Annotated in this window: 12 protein-coding genes; 8 read left to right on the forward strand and 4 right to left on the reverse strand. The window is 70.0% G+C overall.

The genetic code is table 11. The features are described from left to right. Positions 1 to 20: 20 nt before the first annotated feature. Complete coding sequence (locus ACFWM2_RS08335) at positions 21 to 788, reverse strand: ArsR/SmtB family transcription factor (RefSeq protein ID WP_383276449.1); 768 nt, start codon at positions 786 to 788, stop codon at positions 21 to 23. A 344-nt stretch (positions 789 to 1,132) separates the two neighbouring features. Between ACFWM2_RS08335 and ACFWM2_RS08340 the strand changes: the two genes are divergently transcribed. From ACFWM2_RS08340 to ACFWM2_RS08355, 4 genes are all read left to right on the forward strand, one after another. After that, positions 1,133 to 2,383 (forward strand): aminoglycoside phosphotransferase family protein, encoded by a 1,251-nt coding sequence (locus ACFWM2_RS08340; RefSeq protein WP_383274667.1) that lies wholly within the window; start codon positions 1,133 to 1,135, stop codon positions 2,381 to 2,383. A gap of 191 nt (positions 2,384 to 2,574) precedes the next feature. Next, a complete protein-coding gene (locus ACFWM2_RS08345) occupies positions 2,575 to 3,639 on the forward strand; it encodes a hypothetical protein (RefSeq protein WP_383274670.1) in 1,065 nt (354 codons plus the stop codon). Between the two features lie 193 nt (positions 3,640 to 3,832). Beyond that, positions 3,833 to 5,170: a sensor histidine kinase gene (locus tag ACFWM2_RS08350; RefSeq protein ID WP_383274673.1), complete on the forward strand. Its 1,338-nt coding sequence runs from the start codon at positions 3,833 to 3,835 to the stop codon at positions 5,168 to 5,170. 116 nt (positions 5,171 to 5,286) lie between these two features. After that, a complete protein-coding gene (locus ACFWM2_RS08355) occupies positions 5,287 to 5,931 on the forward strand; it encodes a LuxR C-terminal-related transcriptional regulator (protein WP_383276452.1) in 645 nt (214 codons plus the stop codon). A 10-nt stretch (positions 5,932 to 5,941) separates the two neighbouring features. Here the strand turns inward: ACFWM2_RS08355 and ACFWM2_RS08360 are convergent, their stop codons facing one another. Continuing rightward, positions 5,942 to 6,748: a hypothetical protein gene (locus tag ACFWM2_RS08360; RefSeq protein ID WP_383274676.1), complete on the reverse strand. Its 807-nt coding sequence runs from the start codon at positions 6,746 to 6,748 to the stop codon at positions 5,942 to 5,944. Between the two features lie 325 nt (positions 6,749 to 7,073). Beyond that, positions 7,074 to 8,528, reverse strand: coding sequence for an APC family permease (locus ACFWM2_RS08365; protein WP_383274679.1), 1,455 nt, complete (start codon positions 8,526 to 8,528; stop codon positions 7,074 to 7,076). Positions 8,529 to 8,727: 199 nt separating this feature from the next. On the opposite strand from ACFWM2_RS08365, the gene ACFWM2_RS08370 reads away from it, so the two are divergent. Both ACFWM2_RS08370 and ACFWM2_RS08375 read left to right on the forward strand, forming a co-directional pair. Next, positions 8,728 to 9,909 carry an ROK family protein gene (locus ACFWM2_RS08370; RefSeq protein ID WP_383274683.1) on the forward strand — a complete coding sequence of 394 codons (1,182 nt, stop codon included), beginning with the start codon at positions 8,728 to 8,730 and terminating at the stop codon, positions 9,907 to 9,909. Between the two features lie 144 nt (positions 9,910 to 10,053). Continuing rightward, complete coding sequence (locus tag ACFWM2_RS08375; protein ID WP_383274686.1) at positions 10,054 to 12,780, forward strand: sugar-binding domain-containing protein; 2,727 nt, start codon at positions 10,054 to 10,056, stop codon at positions 12,778 to 12,780. Between the two features lie 46 nt (positions 12,781 to 12,826). Here ACFWM2_RS08375 and ACFWM2_RS08380 read toward each other — a convergent pair whose 3' ends face one another. Next, positions 12,827 to 14,260, reverse strand: a complete 1,434-nt coding sequence (locus ACFWM2_RS08380) for a hydrolase (RefSeq protein WP_383274689.1) — start codon at positions 14,258 to 14,260, stop codon at positions 12,827 to 12,829. Positions 14,261 to 14,514: 254 nt separating this feature from the next. Here ACFWM2_RS08380 and ACFWM2_RS08385 point away from each other — a divergent pair, with 254 nt between their 5' ends. Together ACFWM2_RS08385 and ACFWM2_RS08390 are read left to right on the forward strand one after the other, a co-directional pair. Next, positions 14,515 to 14,778, forward strand: a complete 264-nt coding sequence (locus ACFWM2_RS08385) for a GlsB/YeaQ/YmgE family stress response membrane protein (RefSeq protein ID WP_383274692.1) — start codon at positions 14,515 to 14,517, stop codon at positions 14,776 to 14,778. A 251-nt stretch (positions 14,779 to 15,029) separates the two neighbouring features. After that, positions 15,030 to 15,911, forward strand: coding sequence for a GNAT family N-acetyltransferase (locus tag ACFWM2_RS08390; protein ID WP_383274695.1), 882 nt, complete (start codon positions 15,030 to 15,032; stop codon positions 15,909 to 15,911).

A 15,911-nucleotide genomic window follows, 5' to 3' on the forward strand; every position in this document is an offset into this window, starting at 1 on the left:
GGTCGGCGACGGCGCCGGCCTCACCGGTTCGGGACCGACCACGGCTCCCTCGACAGCGGACGTCCGGTCTCGAGGAAGGACTTCAGGTTGGACAGCACCGCCGCCCAGCCGCCTGCCGCGTCCCTCAGCATGATGTCGTCGGCCAGGTCCTCGTGGGTCACGGTGAGCCGGACGATGTCGCCGTGCGGCTGGATGTCGAAGGTGGCCCGCGAGTACTTGTCCTCCTGGCCCTCCTCCTCGGGGGCGACCCACGTCGTCACGAGCCGGGTCGGCCGCTCGCTCTCCACGACGGTGCCGACGACGTCGGCGATGTCCGAGCCGTCCGTGCGCCGGTGCTCCCAGCGGGAACCGGGCTGCCAGTCGGAGACGTTGCGGTGGCCCCAGTAGGCGGCCGACAGGTCGGCGTCGGTCAGGGCGTCCCAGACCCGCTCGGGCGTGCTCTCGATGTAGATGACGTACACGAAGCTCGGTTTGTCGGTCATCGTTCCCTCGGCTCGTCGCTTGAGGTCGCTCAGCGCACGCAGACGCGGGCGCTCGAATTTGTCGATCCACCGCTCCTGGATCTCGTGGAGCGGGACCGGATTCAGATAGTGCAGTCGCTCCCGCCCCCGGCGCACCACGGCGACCAGGTTCGCGGCCTCCAGGACACCCAGATGCTGGGTCACCGACTGACGCGTCATGGCGAAGTGCTCGCACAGCTCGCCCAGCGTCTGCCCGTTGTGCTCGTGCAGCCGGTCGAGCAGCCGCCTGCGCGTCCGATCGGCCAGCGCCTTGAACACCTGGTCCATCCCGGGGTTGTCCTCTGTTCGCACACTCAACGTTATGCAGGCAATTCCTTGCATATCAATCGGGGGCCCTCCTTGTGCCTTGTGCCGATCGCACCGTTGCAAGGGGAAGGCGCAGCCGAGGCGAAGGCGAAGCCCAAGAGCCGAAGGCGAAGCCCGTGCCCAAGCACGCGCCCGAGCCCGCGCCCGAGCCGAAGCCGAATCCGGCCACGATCGGCGGTGGCGAGCCATCGCCTAGCTGGAGGCAGCGCCAGTGCGTCCGGTACAACAACCCACTTGCCCGGGTCACGCCGGAGCCACCGGAATATTCGCTCGCAGGGCGGGCCCCCGCCGCGCACACTGACGCCGTGAGTCGAACTGTGAGCGCGTGGGTGACGTCGGGTGGGGACTTCCTCGGAGTCGTCGGCCCCTTTCCGGTGGACGTTCCGTGGTGGTCCGAGGTGGAGCCCGTCGTCGGCCGGCTGGAGGACGCGCTCGGCGTTCCGGTGCTGGTGCTACGACTGCTGTCCGTGGACGGCGGCGAAGGGGCCCGGGACGGCCATGTGACCTACCACGTCGAGGCGTTGGGGCACCCCGATCCCAGGAGGCTGGACCATCTCCCGGTCGATCAGGGCGTGTTGACCACGCACCAGGAGTTCCGGTCACCGTGGGCGCGCGCCGACGGGCTGCGGGAACTCCTCGACTGGGCGTCGGGGACGCTGGCCTCGGCCGGACGTCCGGTGACCGGTCCCGTCGAGCAGCGCCGGACATGGAATCTGGCGGGGCTCTTCCGGCTGCCCACCGCACGGGGCCCGGCCTGGCTCAAGACCACCCCGCACTTCGCCGCCGACGAGGCCACGGTCATCGGGGCGTTCGCGGAGGTGGACAGAGGACTGGTCCCGGCAGTTCTCGGTTCCGGCGACCGCCGCATGCTGATGGAGCACATCCCCGGCGAGGACTGCTGGGGCGCCTCCGCCGAGACCGTCCAGGCGATGGTGGGCCGTTTCGTCGCCGCGCAGGCGACGCTCGCGTCCCGGCGCCCGCCGGGCCTGCCGGACGGCCGCGCGGCGGCGCTCGCCGCCCGGGTCGGCGCTCTGCTCGACAGCCCCGTCGCTCAGGAGCTGACCGCCGAAGAGGTGTCCGATGCAAGGGAGTTGGCGAGCCGCTGGACCGAACTCGCGGAGTGCGGCCTCCCGGACACCGTGGTGCACGGCGACTTCCATCCGGGCAACTGGCGCAGCGACGGCGGCCCAGCGGTCGTCGTCGACTTCGCCGACGCGCACTGGGGTCAGCCCGTCCTGGACGCCCTGCGACTCTGCGACTTCCTCGCCGAGGAGGTACGGCCGGTGGCTGTGCGCGTCTGGGTCGACGCCTGGACGTCCCACCGCCCGGCAAGCGATCCGGCCCGCGCCCTCGAACTCGCCGAGTGCCTCGCCCCGCTCGCGTACGCCGTCCGCTATCTGGAGTTCCTGGACGGCATCGAGCCCTCCGAACGGCTCTATCACGAGGGCGATCCGGCGGCGGAGATCCGCACGGCCGTCCGCCTCGCCCGCAACCCGAGCCCGGCCTTCGCCCCGGGCACCGCTCCTGCGTCCGCAGGGGGCCCGGTTCCCCGGTGATCAGCGGCTCGTCGGCCACCTCGGCGCACCTGCGCGGCCGTGGAGGCCACCCTTGGCGTCGGCACGTCCTCGCGACATGACCGACGCATCGACCCGCGGCGCCCCAACGGCAGTACTGAGCACCGCACTTGGCCGGACATGAGTCACGCCTCGATATGCTGTCGGTCCGGTTGTGGGGAGCGGGGGCAGCGATGATCGGTGACAACGACGACGACGGCGAGATCTCGACGCCACCGAGCTTGGGTGCTGTTGTCGATCTGGCGCCGGTGCGTGATCGCGATCAGCCTGCGTGGCTGGCGCTGAGCGAGGACGGCACGATCAGCCGGTGGGACGTGGCAGCCGGCAGTCACGAGACGGTCGGAGCCACCACCGTTCCGGCGGAATCCGATCGCGAACCATGGAATGGTTACGAGCTCCGCAGGCACCTTCATGCCTCCCACGACGGCATGTTCGCCGCGGTGGTCAACGACCACGGCCTGTTCGGCGAGGTGGTCGACCTCCGGACCGGCGAGATCACTCTGGCTCTGGACAACCAGGGTGATGAAGAAGAGACAGTCCCGTTCTCACTGGAGTTCACGCGAAATGGTGGGCGTTGTGTCGTGATCCACCGCACGGCCTGGAACCGGCTGGATGTGTCGGACGCGCAGACGGGAGCGTTGCTGACCGACCGCTCGCTCCCCACACGTACGGACCCGGAAGCCGTGCTGGAGCACGACCTGGACTACTTCCACGGCGCACTGTATGTGAGCCCTGACGGGAAGCGGATCCTGGACGACGGCTGGATATGGCAGCCGGCCGGGATCCCTGCGGTGTGGGATCTCGGCCAATGGATCGAGGGCAACGTCTGGGAGTCCGAGGACGGTCCGAGCCGGGTCGATCTCTGCGACCGGTGGTACGACTGGAATCGTGCCGTGACCTGGATCGACTCGACCCGGGTCGCCGTCGAGGGCCTCGGCCACGACGACATTGACACGCGCCCCGGGGCACGGATCTTCGATACGAGTCGAACCGGCCGAAGTGAACCGCCGCGGAGGCCGAGGGCCGTAGAACTCCTTGCGTTCGAAGGCCCGACCGGGCGTTTCTTCAGCGATGGCACCCGCCTGTTCAGTTGTGGTGACACCGACTTGTCGATATGGGACCCGACTGCGGGAAAGCTTCTGGGCACCGTTCCCGACTTCTCCCCCGCGCACTATCACCCAGGCGCCCGGCAGTTCTTGGAGCTCACCGACGGCGTGGTCCGCCTCTGGGCCGCTTGACCGGTTGTACCGCTACTCGCGACGCGTTGTCGCCTGATCGGTGCAGCGTCCTCTGCACGCTTCAGAAGGCCGTACCGGATCGTCCGGCGGGGAACCGGAGAGGCGGGCGTCGGGCGTCGGGCTTTCCACGGTGGACAAGAGAGCACGGCGGGCGCCGGGAAGTCCTGGGTCGGAGCGACATTATGCTGAGGGAATGGTCGAGCCGTTGCCTTCCGTTGTCGCGGGCCGGTGGCGGCCGAGTGCCGGGGCCGCCGTTCGCATCGGGCGTCGTACGCTCGTGGAATCGCTGTATCTCCTTACCGCGCCGTTGAGCGCCGCTGCCGGTCTGCTGCTGATGGCCGGCGGCCTGTGCGTCGGGGCGGTCGGTTCGTTGTCGCCGATCGTGTCGCCCGTCGCCGCCCGGGCGCTGGCGCTGGCGCGGTGGCCCGGCGACCTGGAGTGGTGGCGGATCGGCCAGGTGCGTTCCCGGGCGGGCGGGGCACGGAACACGGGCCGGCAGCCGAGGTCGACGGAGACGGCCGACGCGGCCGGTCCTGGGCTGTGGCTCGACCTGGCGCACACGGTGACGGTGCTCCCCGTCGTGCTGGTCACCACGGTGGTGACGGTGCTGTGGTGGTTCGTGGGAGTCGCGACCGCCACGTACCCCCTGCGCAGCCGGGGCACATCCGGGTCGCTGCCGCCCATGACCCTGTACGCGGGCAGCGGCCGGTCCCACATCGCCCTGAGTCTGGGGCTGACGTTGCCGGCCGAACGGCTCGCCTTCGCGGTCACCCTCGCCGCGCTGCTGCTGTCCACCCTGCCGCTGGTGACCCGGGTATGCGTCGCGGCCCAGGCTGGTCTCGGGCAGGCGTTGTTGTCCGACCTGTCCGCGTTGCACCGCAGGATCCGTGGACTGGAGCAGGAGCGCGACACCGCCCGCGCGCAGGCCGTGGCAGTGGTGACGGCTGAGGCGGCTGCCCTGCGTCGGCTCGAACGCGACATCCACGACGGGCCCCAACAGCAGTTGGTGCGTCTGGCGATGGAACTGGGACGCGCGCAGCATCACTTCGACAGCAGGCCGGAACTCGTCCGGGCCGCACTCGCCGACGCGGTCCTCCAGACCCAGGAGGCGCTGGACGAACTCCGGGCGCTTTCACGAGGCATCGCCCCGCCGATCCTCGCCGACCGAGGACTGCGGGAGGCGCTGTCCTCGCTGGCCGCGCGCAGCGTCGTACCCGCCGAGCTCGACGCCGGTCCGCTGGGCCGTCAACTGGACGCCGCCGTCGAGACCGCCGCGTATTTTGTGGTCGCCGAGGCGCTGACGAACGTGGCCAAACACAGCCACGCCCGCCGGTGCACGGTCGGAACGCGTCACGCCGAGGGCATCCTGCGAGTCTGGGTGGCGGACGACGGGGTGGGCGGCGCGGCCCTGGCCAAGGGACACGGACTGCAGGGGTTGGCCGACCGGGTGCATGCGGTCGGCGGCCGACTGCGCGTCGACAGTCCCGAGGACGGCCCGACAACGATCACCGCGGAGTTGCCATGTCGCTGATCTCGGACGAAGCAGTCCCTGAACCACCGTCGGACCGCACCGCCCGGGTCCCACTGTCGCTGATCTCGGACGAAGCAGTCCCTGAACCACCGTCGGACCGCACCGTCCGGGATCCGCTGCGGATCGTCGTCGCCGATGACTCGGTGCTGCTGCGGGAGGGCCTGGTCCGACTGCTCACCGAGGACGGCCACGACGTGGTGGCGGCGGTCGGTGACGGCCCTGCCCTGGTCGAGTCGGTGCTCGCACACCGCCCGGACGTGTCGGTCGTCGATGTGCGGATGCCGCCGACCCACACCGACGAGGGTCTGCGGGCGGCGATCACCGCCCGCGGCCAACTGCCCGGCGCCCCCATGCTGGTACTCAGCCAGTACGTGGAGGTGTCCTACGCCGCCGACCTGCTCGCGGACGGTTCCGGCGCTGTCGGGTATCTGCTGAAGGACCGGGTCGCCAAGGTCGAGGAGTTCCTGGACGCCCTGGACCGCGTCGCCCGTGGCGCGACGATGCTCGACCCTCAAGTCGTCGCCCAGTTGCTGGCCGGACGGCGCCGGGACGACCCGCTGGGCGCACTGACCGCGCGTGAACGACAACTGCTGTCACTGATGGCAGAGGGCCATTCCAACACGGCCATCGCCCGGCAACTGGTGCTCTCCAACAGCGCGGTGGAGAAGCACATCGGCAACGTCTTCGCGAAGCTCGGCCTGCCGCCCGACGACACCCGGCACCGCCGCGTGCTCGCCGTCCTCGCCTACCTCAACGCCTGACGGCGGCCCATCACCAGCCGCCTTCGAAGAAGCCCAGAAGCGCCGGCGCCGAGTCGACCGTGGTGACCAGGTTCGCCACGGCGACCACGATGACGGCCGACGACAACACGGCCCAGAGAAGACCGAACGACCTGAACACGCGCCTCGTTCGTCTGCCGGACGCACCTGTTCTCGCGAACCTCTTCCACGACACGACACTCATGCCGACAAGGACGGCCGCCACCGTCGTGGCGGCCACGGCTATCACCGCGTGGTATCGGGAGAAGTCACTGACCATCACCTCGATGGCAGGCGGAGTTCGGTCACCGGAATCCGGGTAGTCGGCCAGGCGCTGCCTGACCTGATCGAGCGTATCGGCGAGTTCTCCGTGGGACGCGTGCATCGGTAGCATCGACAGCAGCGAGGAGAAAGGCGCTATCGCCCCTTGGACGTTGGCCGCGACCGCCGCCAACGAGAGCAGCGCGAGCGCCGTGACGACAATCCCGGCCGACGCGAGAGCGGCCCTGCCTCCCGTCCCGAGCCCGGCGGCCCGCAGAAAAGCCTTCCAGAGCAGAACGCCGAGCGTTGTCAGCACGGCCAGCAGGGTCGCAGCGATCACGGCCTTGACCACGTGATAGTCGCGCCAGTAGTCAACAAGCCTTGCCAAGCCGGGGGAAAGGGTCCGGTCGCCGGAACTCCAGTAGTCGACGAACGACTTGGAGAGGCTGTCGATGACGGCTCGCTGATCACCGAAGCCGCCGCCGGACATGCTCGCCGCCAAAGGACCGGGGGCGAAGACGAAAGCCGGTACGAGGGCCACGACAAGAGCGACGAGCACGGCTAATGCGCGACCAGGGATATCCGCGGATCGGGATGGTCCGTGCGTGCTGGTGGGTCCCGCCGTTGTTTTCATGCCGTTGACCATGTCGCGCCGGGGCTCGCCCGGTCACTGCGGTCTGCCATCCACTTGGGGTGTGGCCTGCCACACCCCGCCCATGATCCGCCGGGCAGGGCCGTGTTCTCCAGACCGGCCGGGATCTCCTCGTCGGCCCATGGCGGCCTTGGGAGTCACCCTGGCTGGACCCCCAAAGCCCGCGACCCTGCTGGACCCCCAAAGCCCGCGACCCTGCTGGGCCCCGAAGCCCCCGGCCCGCCCCGCCTCCTCAGGCCCCAGCCGGTTCCGCGTCCGGCGTCGCAGGCGCGAGGTACTCCTCGGTGATCTCCCGCGGGCCGAAGGGCCACACCTTTTCGAAGCGCGCCCACAGGACGAAGGCCACGCAGCCGAGCGCCACCCAGGCCAGGGACCATTCGATGGGATGACGGCCCGGGGAGTTCTTGTCCGCGTACCCGTAGATCGTCAGCCAGCCCACGAGGGCGACGATGCTCGGCACGGGGTAGAGCCACATCCGGTACGGGCGGCGCAGGGCGGGCTGGCGTTTGCGCAGGACCGTGAGGGCGAGGATCTGGGCCAGTGCCTGGACGATGACCATCACCGTGGTGAGCAGCTGGATCAGCGTGGCGAGGTCGGTGTGACGGCCGATGAGGAAGCCGATCGCGGTGATCACACCCATCGTCGCCAGGCCCAGCATCGGGAAGCGGTGCCGGGGGTGCAGCTTGGCGTAGGGGCGGAAGAAGACGCGTTCGCGGGCGGCGTCGTACGGGACGCGCGAGCCGCCGAGCAGTCCGGTGAAGACGGAGGCGAAGGCCGTGATGAGGATGAGTACCGTCACCGTGTCGGCCGCGCCCTTGCCCCAGGTCTTCTCCAGGACGGCGGAGGCCACGGACGTCGAGGCGATGTCGCCGGGGTCGGTCATCCGGTGCCAGTCGATGACCCCCAGGGTGCCGATCTGGAGCAGCAGGTAGATCGCCATGATGCCGAGGATCGAGAAGACGATGGAGCGCGGCAGCGTGCGGCCCGGATCCTTGATCTCGGCACCCATGTAGGCGGTGGTGTTGTAGCCGAGGTAGTCGTAGATGCCGATGGTCAGGCCCGCGGCGAAGCCGATCCAGAAGTGGTTGCTGGTCAGCTCGAAGGCGTGCGCGGGGTAGGTGAAGGCCAGGTCCGGGCTGAAGTCGGTGGCCGCGGCCAGGATCACCAGCAGGACCGAGGTGATCATGACGGCCCACATCACGGCGGTGATCCGCGCGATGTGCTCGATGCCCCGCCACAGCAGCAGCACCACCAGTGCGACGATGCCGAGCCCGACGAGGTCCCCGGTGGTCTCCCCCATGCCCGGCGCCAGATAGCCCAGGTACTGGACGAAGCCGACCACTCCGGTGGACATGATCAGCGGGATGAACAGCATGGCCGTCCACACGAACAGGAACGGCATCAGACGTCCGGTCCGGTACTGGAACGCCTGGCGCAGATAGACGTAACTGCCGCCGGAACCAGGCATCGACGCGCCCATCTCGGCCCATATGAGTCCGTCGGCGAGCGCCAGCACGGCGCCCGCGAGGAACCCGATGACCGCCTGGGGGCCACCGAACGCCGCGACCATGAGCGGGATCGTGACGAACGGTCCGATGCCGCACATCTGGCTCATGTTGATGGCGGTGGCCTGGAACAGACCGACGCGACGGACGAAGCCACCCGTGGGTGGCGGGCTACCGGACATGGGGCCTCCTGAGACGAGACGCGGGGAGAGGTACGGAGTGACGGCCGACGCCGCTGAGCGGCCGTCGGATCAAGGACGGCGGGTATCCGGCCGGCGCTTGGCTCCCCTCGGCTCGCCCGGCAAGGCTGACTGGGCGATAAAGTTAAGGAGCCTTACTAGATGCGTCAAGGGGCTGTCCCTCATGCGTGAGAATGGTGCGATGCCCGCCAGCGACGTCGCAGAGCAGTCCGATCAGCCCTGGAGCCGCAGGCGGCTGCGCAGCACCAACGAGCGACTGCTGCTCGACCGGCTGCGCGCCGCCGGCGCCGCGTCACGCGCCCAGCTGGCCCGCGAGACGGGCCTGTCGAAACCGACGGTCTCCAGCGCGCTCGCCGCGCTGGAGGAGGCCGGACTGGTCCGCGAGGCCGGCACCCACGCGCCGGAGCGCGGCCGGGTGGCGGTCCTGTACGCCCCCGATCCGGCAGCCGGTCACGCGCTCGGCATCGACATCGGCCGCGGCTGGCTGCGGGTGGCGCTGGCCAATCTGGACGGCGAGGTGGTGGCCCGCGCCGACGTCCGCAACCGGGCCCGTACCTCGGGCGCCATGGCCGATCTGGTCGTGACCACCGCACACCAGGTGGTCGCCAACTCCGGCGTGGGCCCTGCCGAGGTGGCGCACGCGGTGGTGGGCACACCGGGCGTCTACGACGAGAAGCGGCGGCGGGTGCGCTACGCGATGCATCTGCCCGGGTGGGGCCGCGCGGGCCTGTTCGACCGGATGCGGGACGAGCTCGGCATTCCGCTGGAGGTCCACAACGACGCCAACCTCGCCGCGCTCGGCGAGTACACGTACGGGGTCGGCGCCGGCAGCCGGCTCTTCGCGTACATCATGATCGGCACCGGGCTCGGCATGGGTGTCGTCAGCGAAGGGCGGCTCTTCACGGGCGCGCACGGCGGAGCCGGGGAGATCGGCTTCCTGCCCTGGCCGGGCGGCCAGAAGCCGGACACGCTGGAGGACGCGGTGTCCGGCGAGGCGGTAGTCGAGTCGGCCCGGCTGTTCGGCATGACCGGCCAACTCACCGCGAAGGCCGTCTTCGACGCGGCGCGGGTGGGAAACCCCGCCGCGCTCAAGGCGGTCGGGCTGGAGGGCGAGCGCATCGCGCACACCGTCGCCGCGGCGGCTGCGGTGCTGGACCCCGATCTGGTGGTGCTGGGCGGCGCGGTGGCCCACAGCGTCGATCTGCTGCTGCGCCCGGTGCGCGAGACGCTGCGCACCCTCACGCCGCTGCGTCCGAAGGTCGTGCCCAGTCGGCTCGGCGAGGACGCGGTGCTGCTCGGCGCGGTGGCGACCGCCCTGGGCACCGCCCGGGACGTGGTGTTCGAGCGTCGCACCGCGTCGTGACTCCGGCCCCGGCGGGCCCCTTTCGGCCCGGGGCGGTGATTGACATGGATTGCTCAGCCGCCTAGCTTGTGGGCCCAGTTAGTAAAGTTTCCTAACTTGCAGTGCCGTAGCGCGGATGCTCCCCCACCTCCCAAGGAGACCACCGTGTTCCACCGCCCTGCCCTCGGACGGCGCTTCGCGACGGCGGCCGTCGCCCTGGGCCTCCTCGGCACCCTGTCCACCAGCGCGTGGGCCGGCGCCCACGACAGCGGACCGGCGGCCGCTCACCGCCCCCGCGTCACGTCGGTGGCCGCCACCCCCGGCAGCACCACCGCGCTCTCCGGATACGCGATCCAGTCGACGGCGAAGGTCACCGACTCCCCGGCGACCGTCTCCAGCCCCGGCTACCCGGCCCGTGACTGGTACCCGGCCGGTTCGCGTTCCACGGTGCTCGCGGCACTGCTCGCGAACGGGAAGTACGCCGACCCGTTCTACTCGACCAACCAGCAGAAGATCCCCCAGGCCGACTTCGACGTCCCCTGGTGGTACCGCTCGGACTTCACGGTGTCGGACACCTCCGCGCGCACTTATCTGGACTTCAGCGGCGTGATCTCGGCGGCGGACGTCTACGTCAACGGCCGGCAGATCGCCACGGCCGCCGACGTCGCGGGCGCCTACACCCACCACGAACTGGACGTGACCTCCCTGGTGCGGGCGGGCACGAACACGGTCGCCTTCCGCATCCAGCCCAACGACCCGAACAAGAACCTGACCATGGGCTGGATAGACTGGCTGCAGCCGCCGCCCGACGAGAACATGGGGATCGTCCGCGACGTCCTCGTCCGCCGGGGCGGCCCGGTCGCCCTGCGCGACGCGCACGTCGTCACCAAACTGGACGTCCCCTCCCTCGCCTCCGCGGACCTCACGGTCAAGGCGAAGGTCCGCAACGACTCGGGCGCCGCCGTCACCGCCGAAGTCAGGGGCACCATCGGCTCGGTGGCGTTCGCCAGGACCGTCCCCCTCGCCGCGCACGAAACGAAGGCGGTCACCTTCACCCCGGCCGACGTCCCGGGGCTGCATCTGACGGCCCCCAAGGTCTGGTGGCCCGCGGGCATGGGCGGACAGCCGCTCTACGGCCTCGATCTGACCGCTTCCGTCGCCGGCACCGTTTCGGACACCGCGCACGAGGACTTCGGCATCCGGGACGTGAAGGCGCCGCTCAACTCCGACGGTGCACGGCAGTACAGCGTCAACGGCCGCAAGCTGCTCATCAAGGGCGGCGGCTGGTCCCCCGACGAGTTCCTGCGCTGGGACCGCACCTACGTCGAGGACCGGCTGAAGTACGCGCTCGACCTCGGCCTCAACACCATCCGGCTGGAAGGGCACATCGAGCCTGACGAGTTCTTCGACCTCGCCGACCGCTACGGCGTCCTCACGCTGCCGGGCTGGGAGTGCTGCGACAAGTGGGAGGGGAACGTCAACGGGGACGAGCGCGGCGACAAATGGACCGCGGCCGACTATCCGGTGGCCAAGGCGTCGATGGCCGCCGAGGCCGCCCGCCTGCGCGATCATCCGAGCGTCATCTCGTTCCTCATCGGCAGCGACTTCGCACCCGACGCGACGATCGAGAAGAACTACCTCGACGCCCTCCAGGCCGCCGACTGGCCGACACCCGTGGTCGCCGCCGCGTCCGACAAGTCCTCCCCGGTCTCCGGCCGTTCGGGCATGAAGATGACCGGGCCCTACGACTGGATCCCGCCGAACTACTGGTACGCAAAGCGCGAGGGCGGCGCCACCGGCTTCAACTCCGAGACGAGCGGGGGCCCCGACATCCCCACGCTCGACACCCTGCGCCGCATGATGACCCCCGCCGAGCTGGACACCCTCTGGAAGAACCCCGACGCCCAGCAGTACCACCGCTCACCCTCGTCGACCTTCGGCACCCTGAAGATCTACGACAGCGCACTCGCCGGACGCTACGGGCCCGCATCGAGCCTCGCCGACTACGTACGCAAGGCCCAGCTCGCCCAGTACGAGAACGTCCGCGCCCAGTACGAGGCCTACGGGCGCAACGCCACCGACTCCTCGAAGCCCTCGACCGGCGTCGTGTACTGGATGTTCAACAGCGGATGGACCTCCCTGCACTGGCAGTTGATGGACCGCTACCTCGACCAGGGCGGTGCCTACTTCGGCGCCAAGAAGGCCAACGAGCCGTTGCACATCCAGTACTCCTACGACGACCGCTCGGTGGTCGTGGTGAACAGCCGGCACACCGGGGCGTCGGGCCTCACGGCACGCGTCACCCTCTTCAACACCGACGGCTCCCAGAAGTACGACCACACGGCCACCGGTGTGAGCGTGGGCGGAGACGGGGCACGCAGTACAGCGCTCACCGTGCCGTCCTCGGTGAGCGGCCTGTCGACGACGTATCTCGCCCGTCTGACACTCACCGACGCCCAGGGCAAGGAGGTCAGCCGCAACGTCTACTGGCTCTCCACCAAGCCGGACACCCTCGACTGGGCCAACACCGACTGGTACTACACGCCGACGACGAGCTACGCCGACCTCAAGGGCCTCAACTCGATGGCTCAGGCGCCGGTCTCGGCCACCGCGTCGACGACCGAGGGCACGGACGGCACCTCGACGACGACGGTCACGGTACGGAACACCGGAACGGGCAGGACGCCGTCTCTGCTCACCGACGTGCACCTCGTGGACTCGACGGGCAAGCCGGTACTGCCGGTTCAGTGGTCGGACAACCAGGTCAGCCTGTGGCCGGGCGAGTCGACGACCCTCAAGGCCACGTACCGGACCGCCGATCTGCACGGCTCCACGCCTCGGGTACGGGTCTCCGGATGGAACACACCGGAGCAGACGATCCGGGTGCGGTGAGGTGAGACGGAGGGGGCGGGCCCGGTCCGGGCCCGCCCCCCTTCGCTCAGCTCACACTGACTGCCGTGTCGTCCAGCACGAACGACGTCTGCAGGGTGGAGCCTTCGACGCCGGTGAACTTGACGGTGACCGTCTGTCCGGCGTACCCGCTCAGGCTGAAGCTGCGCTGGGTGTACCCCGAACCGGCGTTCAGGTTCGAGTACGTGGCCAGGGTCGACAGCACGGTGCCAGCGCTGTTGAGGACCTGGGCCTTGAGGGTGTCGTACGCCGTGCTGGTGGTCGTCTCGGCCGTGTCCACGTGGAGATAGAAGCTCAGGGTGGCGGCGCAGCCGGACGGGATGGTCACCGACTGGGCCAGCGTGTCGGTGTGCGCGGAGCCGTAGCCGTTCAGCCAGGCCTTGTACGAGCCCGTACGGGCGGCTTCGCCGGTGTCGTCGGTGATCACGCCGCTGCTGGTCGTCCAGGACGAACTGCCCGACTCGAAGCCGGGGTTGGCGAGCAACTGGGCGGCCGTGCAGGTGCCGCCGCCACCGCTGGTGCTGCCGCCCGCGAGCCACTCGGTGGCGTTGAGGGCGAGGGCGGCGTTCGTCGCGCCGGGGTCGTTCCAGCCGTCGTAGAGCGTGTTGCCGGGCTGGCCGGTGTCGTCGTCGATCGGGGAACTGTCGCCCCAGAACGCGACGCGGCCACTGCCGAACGTGCTGGTGGCGAAGAAGGCGCCCGTGTTCCCGGAGTAACCGGTGCGGTAGAGCAGGCCCTTGACGGTCGCGTTGTCGGCGGGCTTGAGCGTGGCCGTCGTGCCGCTGGCGATGAGGCTCTTGCTGACGGTGCCGAAGGAGCCGTGCAGGACCGGGTTGGTGCTGTCGCTGATGGCACTCGGGTAGTCCGAGCCGATGCTCAGTGAGTCGATGGAGAAGCCGAACGGGTCCGTGCTGTCGACACTGTTGTTGGTCATCAGGTCGTTGAGGATCTCGAGCGCGTCCTCGCCGTCGTTGTTGCGGTCGGCGCCGGTGTGGTCGGAGATCATGAACAGGCCGCCGCCGTTCTTGACGAACGTCATGATGGCGGTCTTCTCGGCCGTGGTGAAGAGGGTGTTCGGTTCGGGCAGGACCAGGGTGTCGAAGTTCTTCAGATCGGTGGTGGCGGAGCCGCCGTAGGAGAGGCTGGAACCCGAAGGGAGCGTCTTGAGGCTGTAGTTGCCGGTCTTCTGCAGCGCGACGCCCCAGGAGGAGATCGCGCCGGTCCAGTCGGTTTCGGCGGAGGGTGTGGAGTCCTGGCCCAGGGGGTCGGGCTGGCTGGTGGAGATGATCCAGTCGGCGTTGCCGGCCGTCTCGGCGTGCGCGTTGTCGAACAGGACGCGGTGCGGGGTGGCGGCGGCGGCCGAAGCGGCCGAGGACGCCTGGACGGCGGCGCCCGTGGTGAGCAGTCCGAACAGGGTCAGTGCCGTGGTGAGTCTGTGGCGGGACCTTCTGAATCCGAGCATCCGGCAACCTCCGTGAGGGGTGGGGAGAGGCGATGCGGGCGCCAAGTCTGCGCGCGTAGAACGGTCGTTGACCGAGCCTCGCGCAACAGGCCATTGAACGGTACATGGCAAGTTGACAACTGAACAGAAGACCGTGACCGCAAGGCGGGACTGGCTCCGCCCCGAACGGGAAGACGCCCTGTGCGGGGCGGGACTGGCTCCGCCTCGAACGGGAAGACGCCCTGTGCGGGGAGTTCCGACGAAGAGGGGCAGAGATGGAGATCTCGGGCATCATCAGTGCCATCGTGATCGGTATCGTCATCGGCGTGCTGGGCCGACTTGTCGTCCCGGGGCGGCAGCGCATCGGCATCCTGTGGACGATCGCGGTCGGCATCGTCGCCGCGTTCATCGGCGCGGGCATCGCGGCGGCGTTCGGCGTGGCCGACACCGACGGGATCGACTGGGTCGAGTGGCTCATCCAGATCGGCTTGGCCGCACTCGGTGTGGCCGCACTGGACCGGGCGAAGGCGCACCGCTGACGGACACCTTCACGGCGCCGGCCCGACGCCCGCGGCGGGAGGCGGTTCCGGTGGCTCGGGTGCCGGAGGGCTGCCCGGCACCTGACGGCTCACCAGGCCCGGAGGGCCGGCAGCTGGAGACCTGTTGACCGGAGCCGCTTCCGATGCGGGAGCGGCTCCGGCCGGGCGCGGGCAAACCCTGTTGCCGTCGTCGCCACGCGGCGGCTAGCTTCTGCGGGTTCAGCACCGCATCCCGCAGCCTCGGAGACATCTTGCCCCTGCGCATCACGCCCCTGACCGATCCCGAACCCACGCCGTCGAGTCGGCGGCTGGCGTGGCTCGCCTCCGACGACGGGGGTGTGCCCGTGGGTTCCGCGTTCGTGCGCCTGTTCACGAAGGAGGGGCAGGATCATCTCGCGGAGCTCGATGGGGCGGTGCATCCCGTGGAGCGTCGGCGGGGCGCCGGAACGCGACTGCTCGACGCGGCCGTCGGCGCGGCCCGTGCGGATCGACGCCGGTCGCTGGTCGCACAGGCCGAGGCGGGGTCGCCCGGCGATCTGTTCCTGGCGGCACGCGGTTTCCGGCGGGTGCTGGCGCTGACGTACGCGCGGCTGCCGCTCGCCGACGCACCGCTCGACCGCATCACCGCCCTCGCCCAACAGCCGCACCCCGGTTACACGTTGGTCCACTGGGACGACACGGTGCCCCCGGAACTGGCGCGCACCTTCGCCGACTCGCGGCGGGCCATGGACGACATGCCGATGGAGGGGACCGACCACGGCACGGTCGTCTGGGACGTGGAGCGGGTGGTCGCGGTCGCCGAGACGATCGCGAAGCGCGGCGAGCTGCTGCACACGGTCGCGGCCCTGGACGCCTCGGACGGCTCGATCGTCGGCTTCTCGGAGCTGGTCGTGCCGGGCGACGGACGAGGTGACGGGCAGCACTACGGCACCGGCGTGCTGCCCGAGCACCGCGGCCACGGACTCGGGCGGTGGATGAAGGCGGAGTCGATCCGGCGCGCCCGCGCGCGGCACCCCGGGCTCGACGGGCTGCTGACGGACACCGCCGACAGCAACGCGCCGATGAACGCGGTCAATGACGCCCTCGGCTATCTGCCGACCCACCGGGCGGTGGAGTACCAACTCGATCTGTGA

This window comes from Streptomyces sp. NPDC058371 (genome assembly GCF_042723265.1).
Classification (GTDB): domain Bacteria; phylum Actinomycetota; class Actinomycetes; order Streptomycetales; family Streptomycetaceae; genus Streptomyces.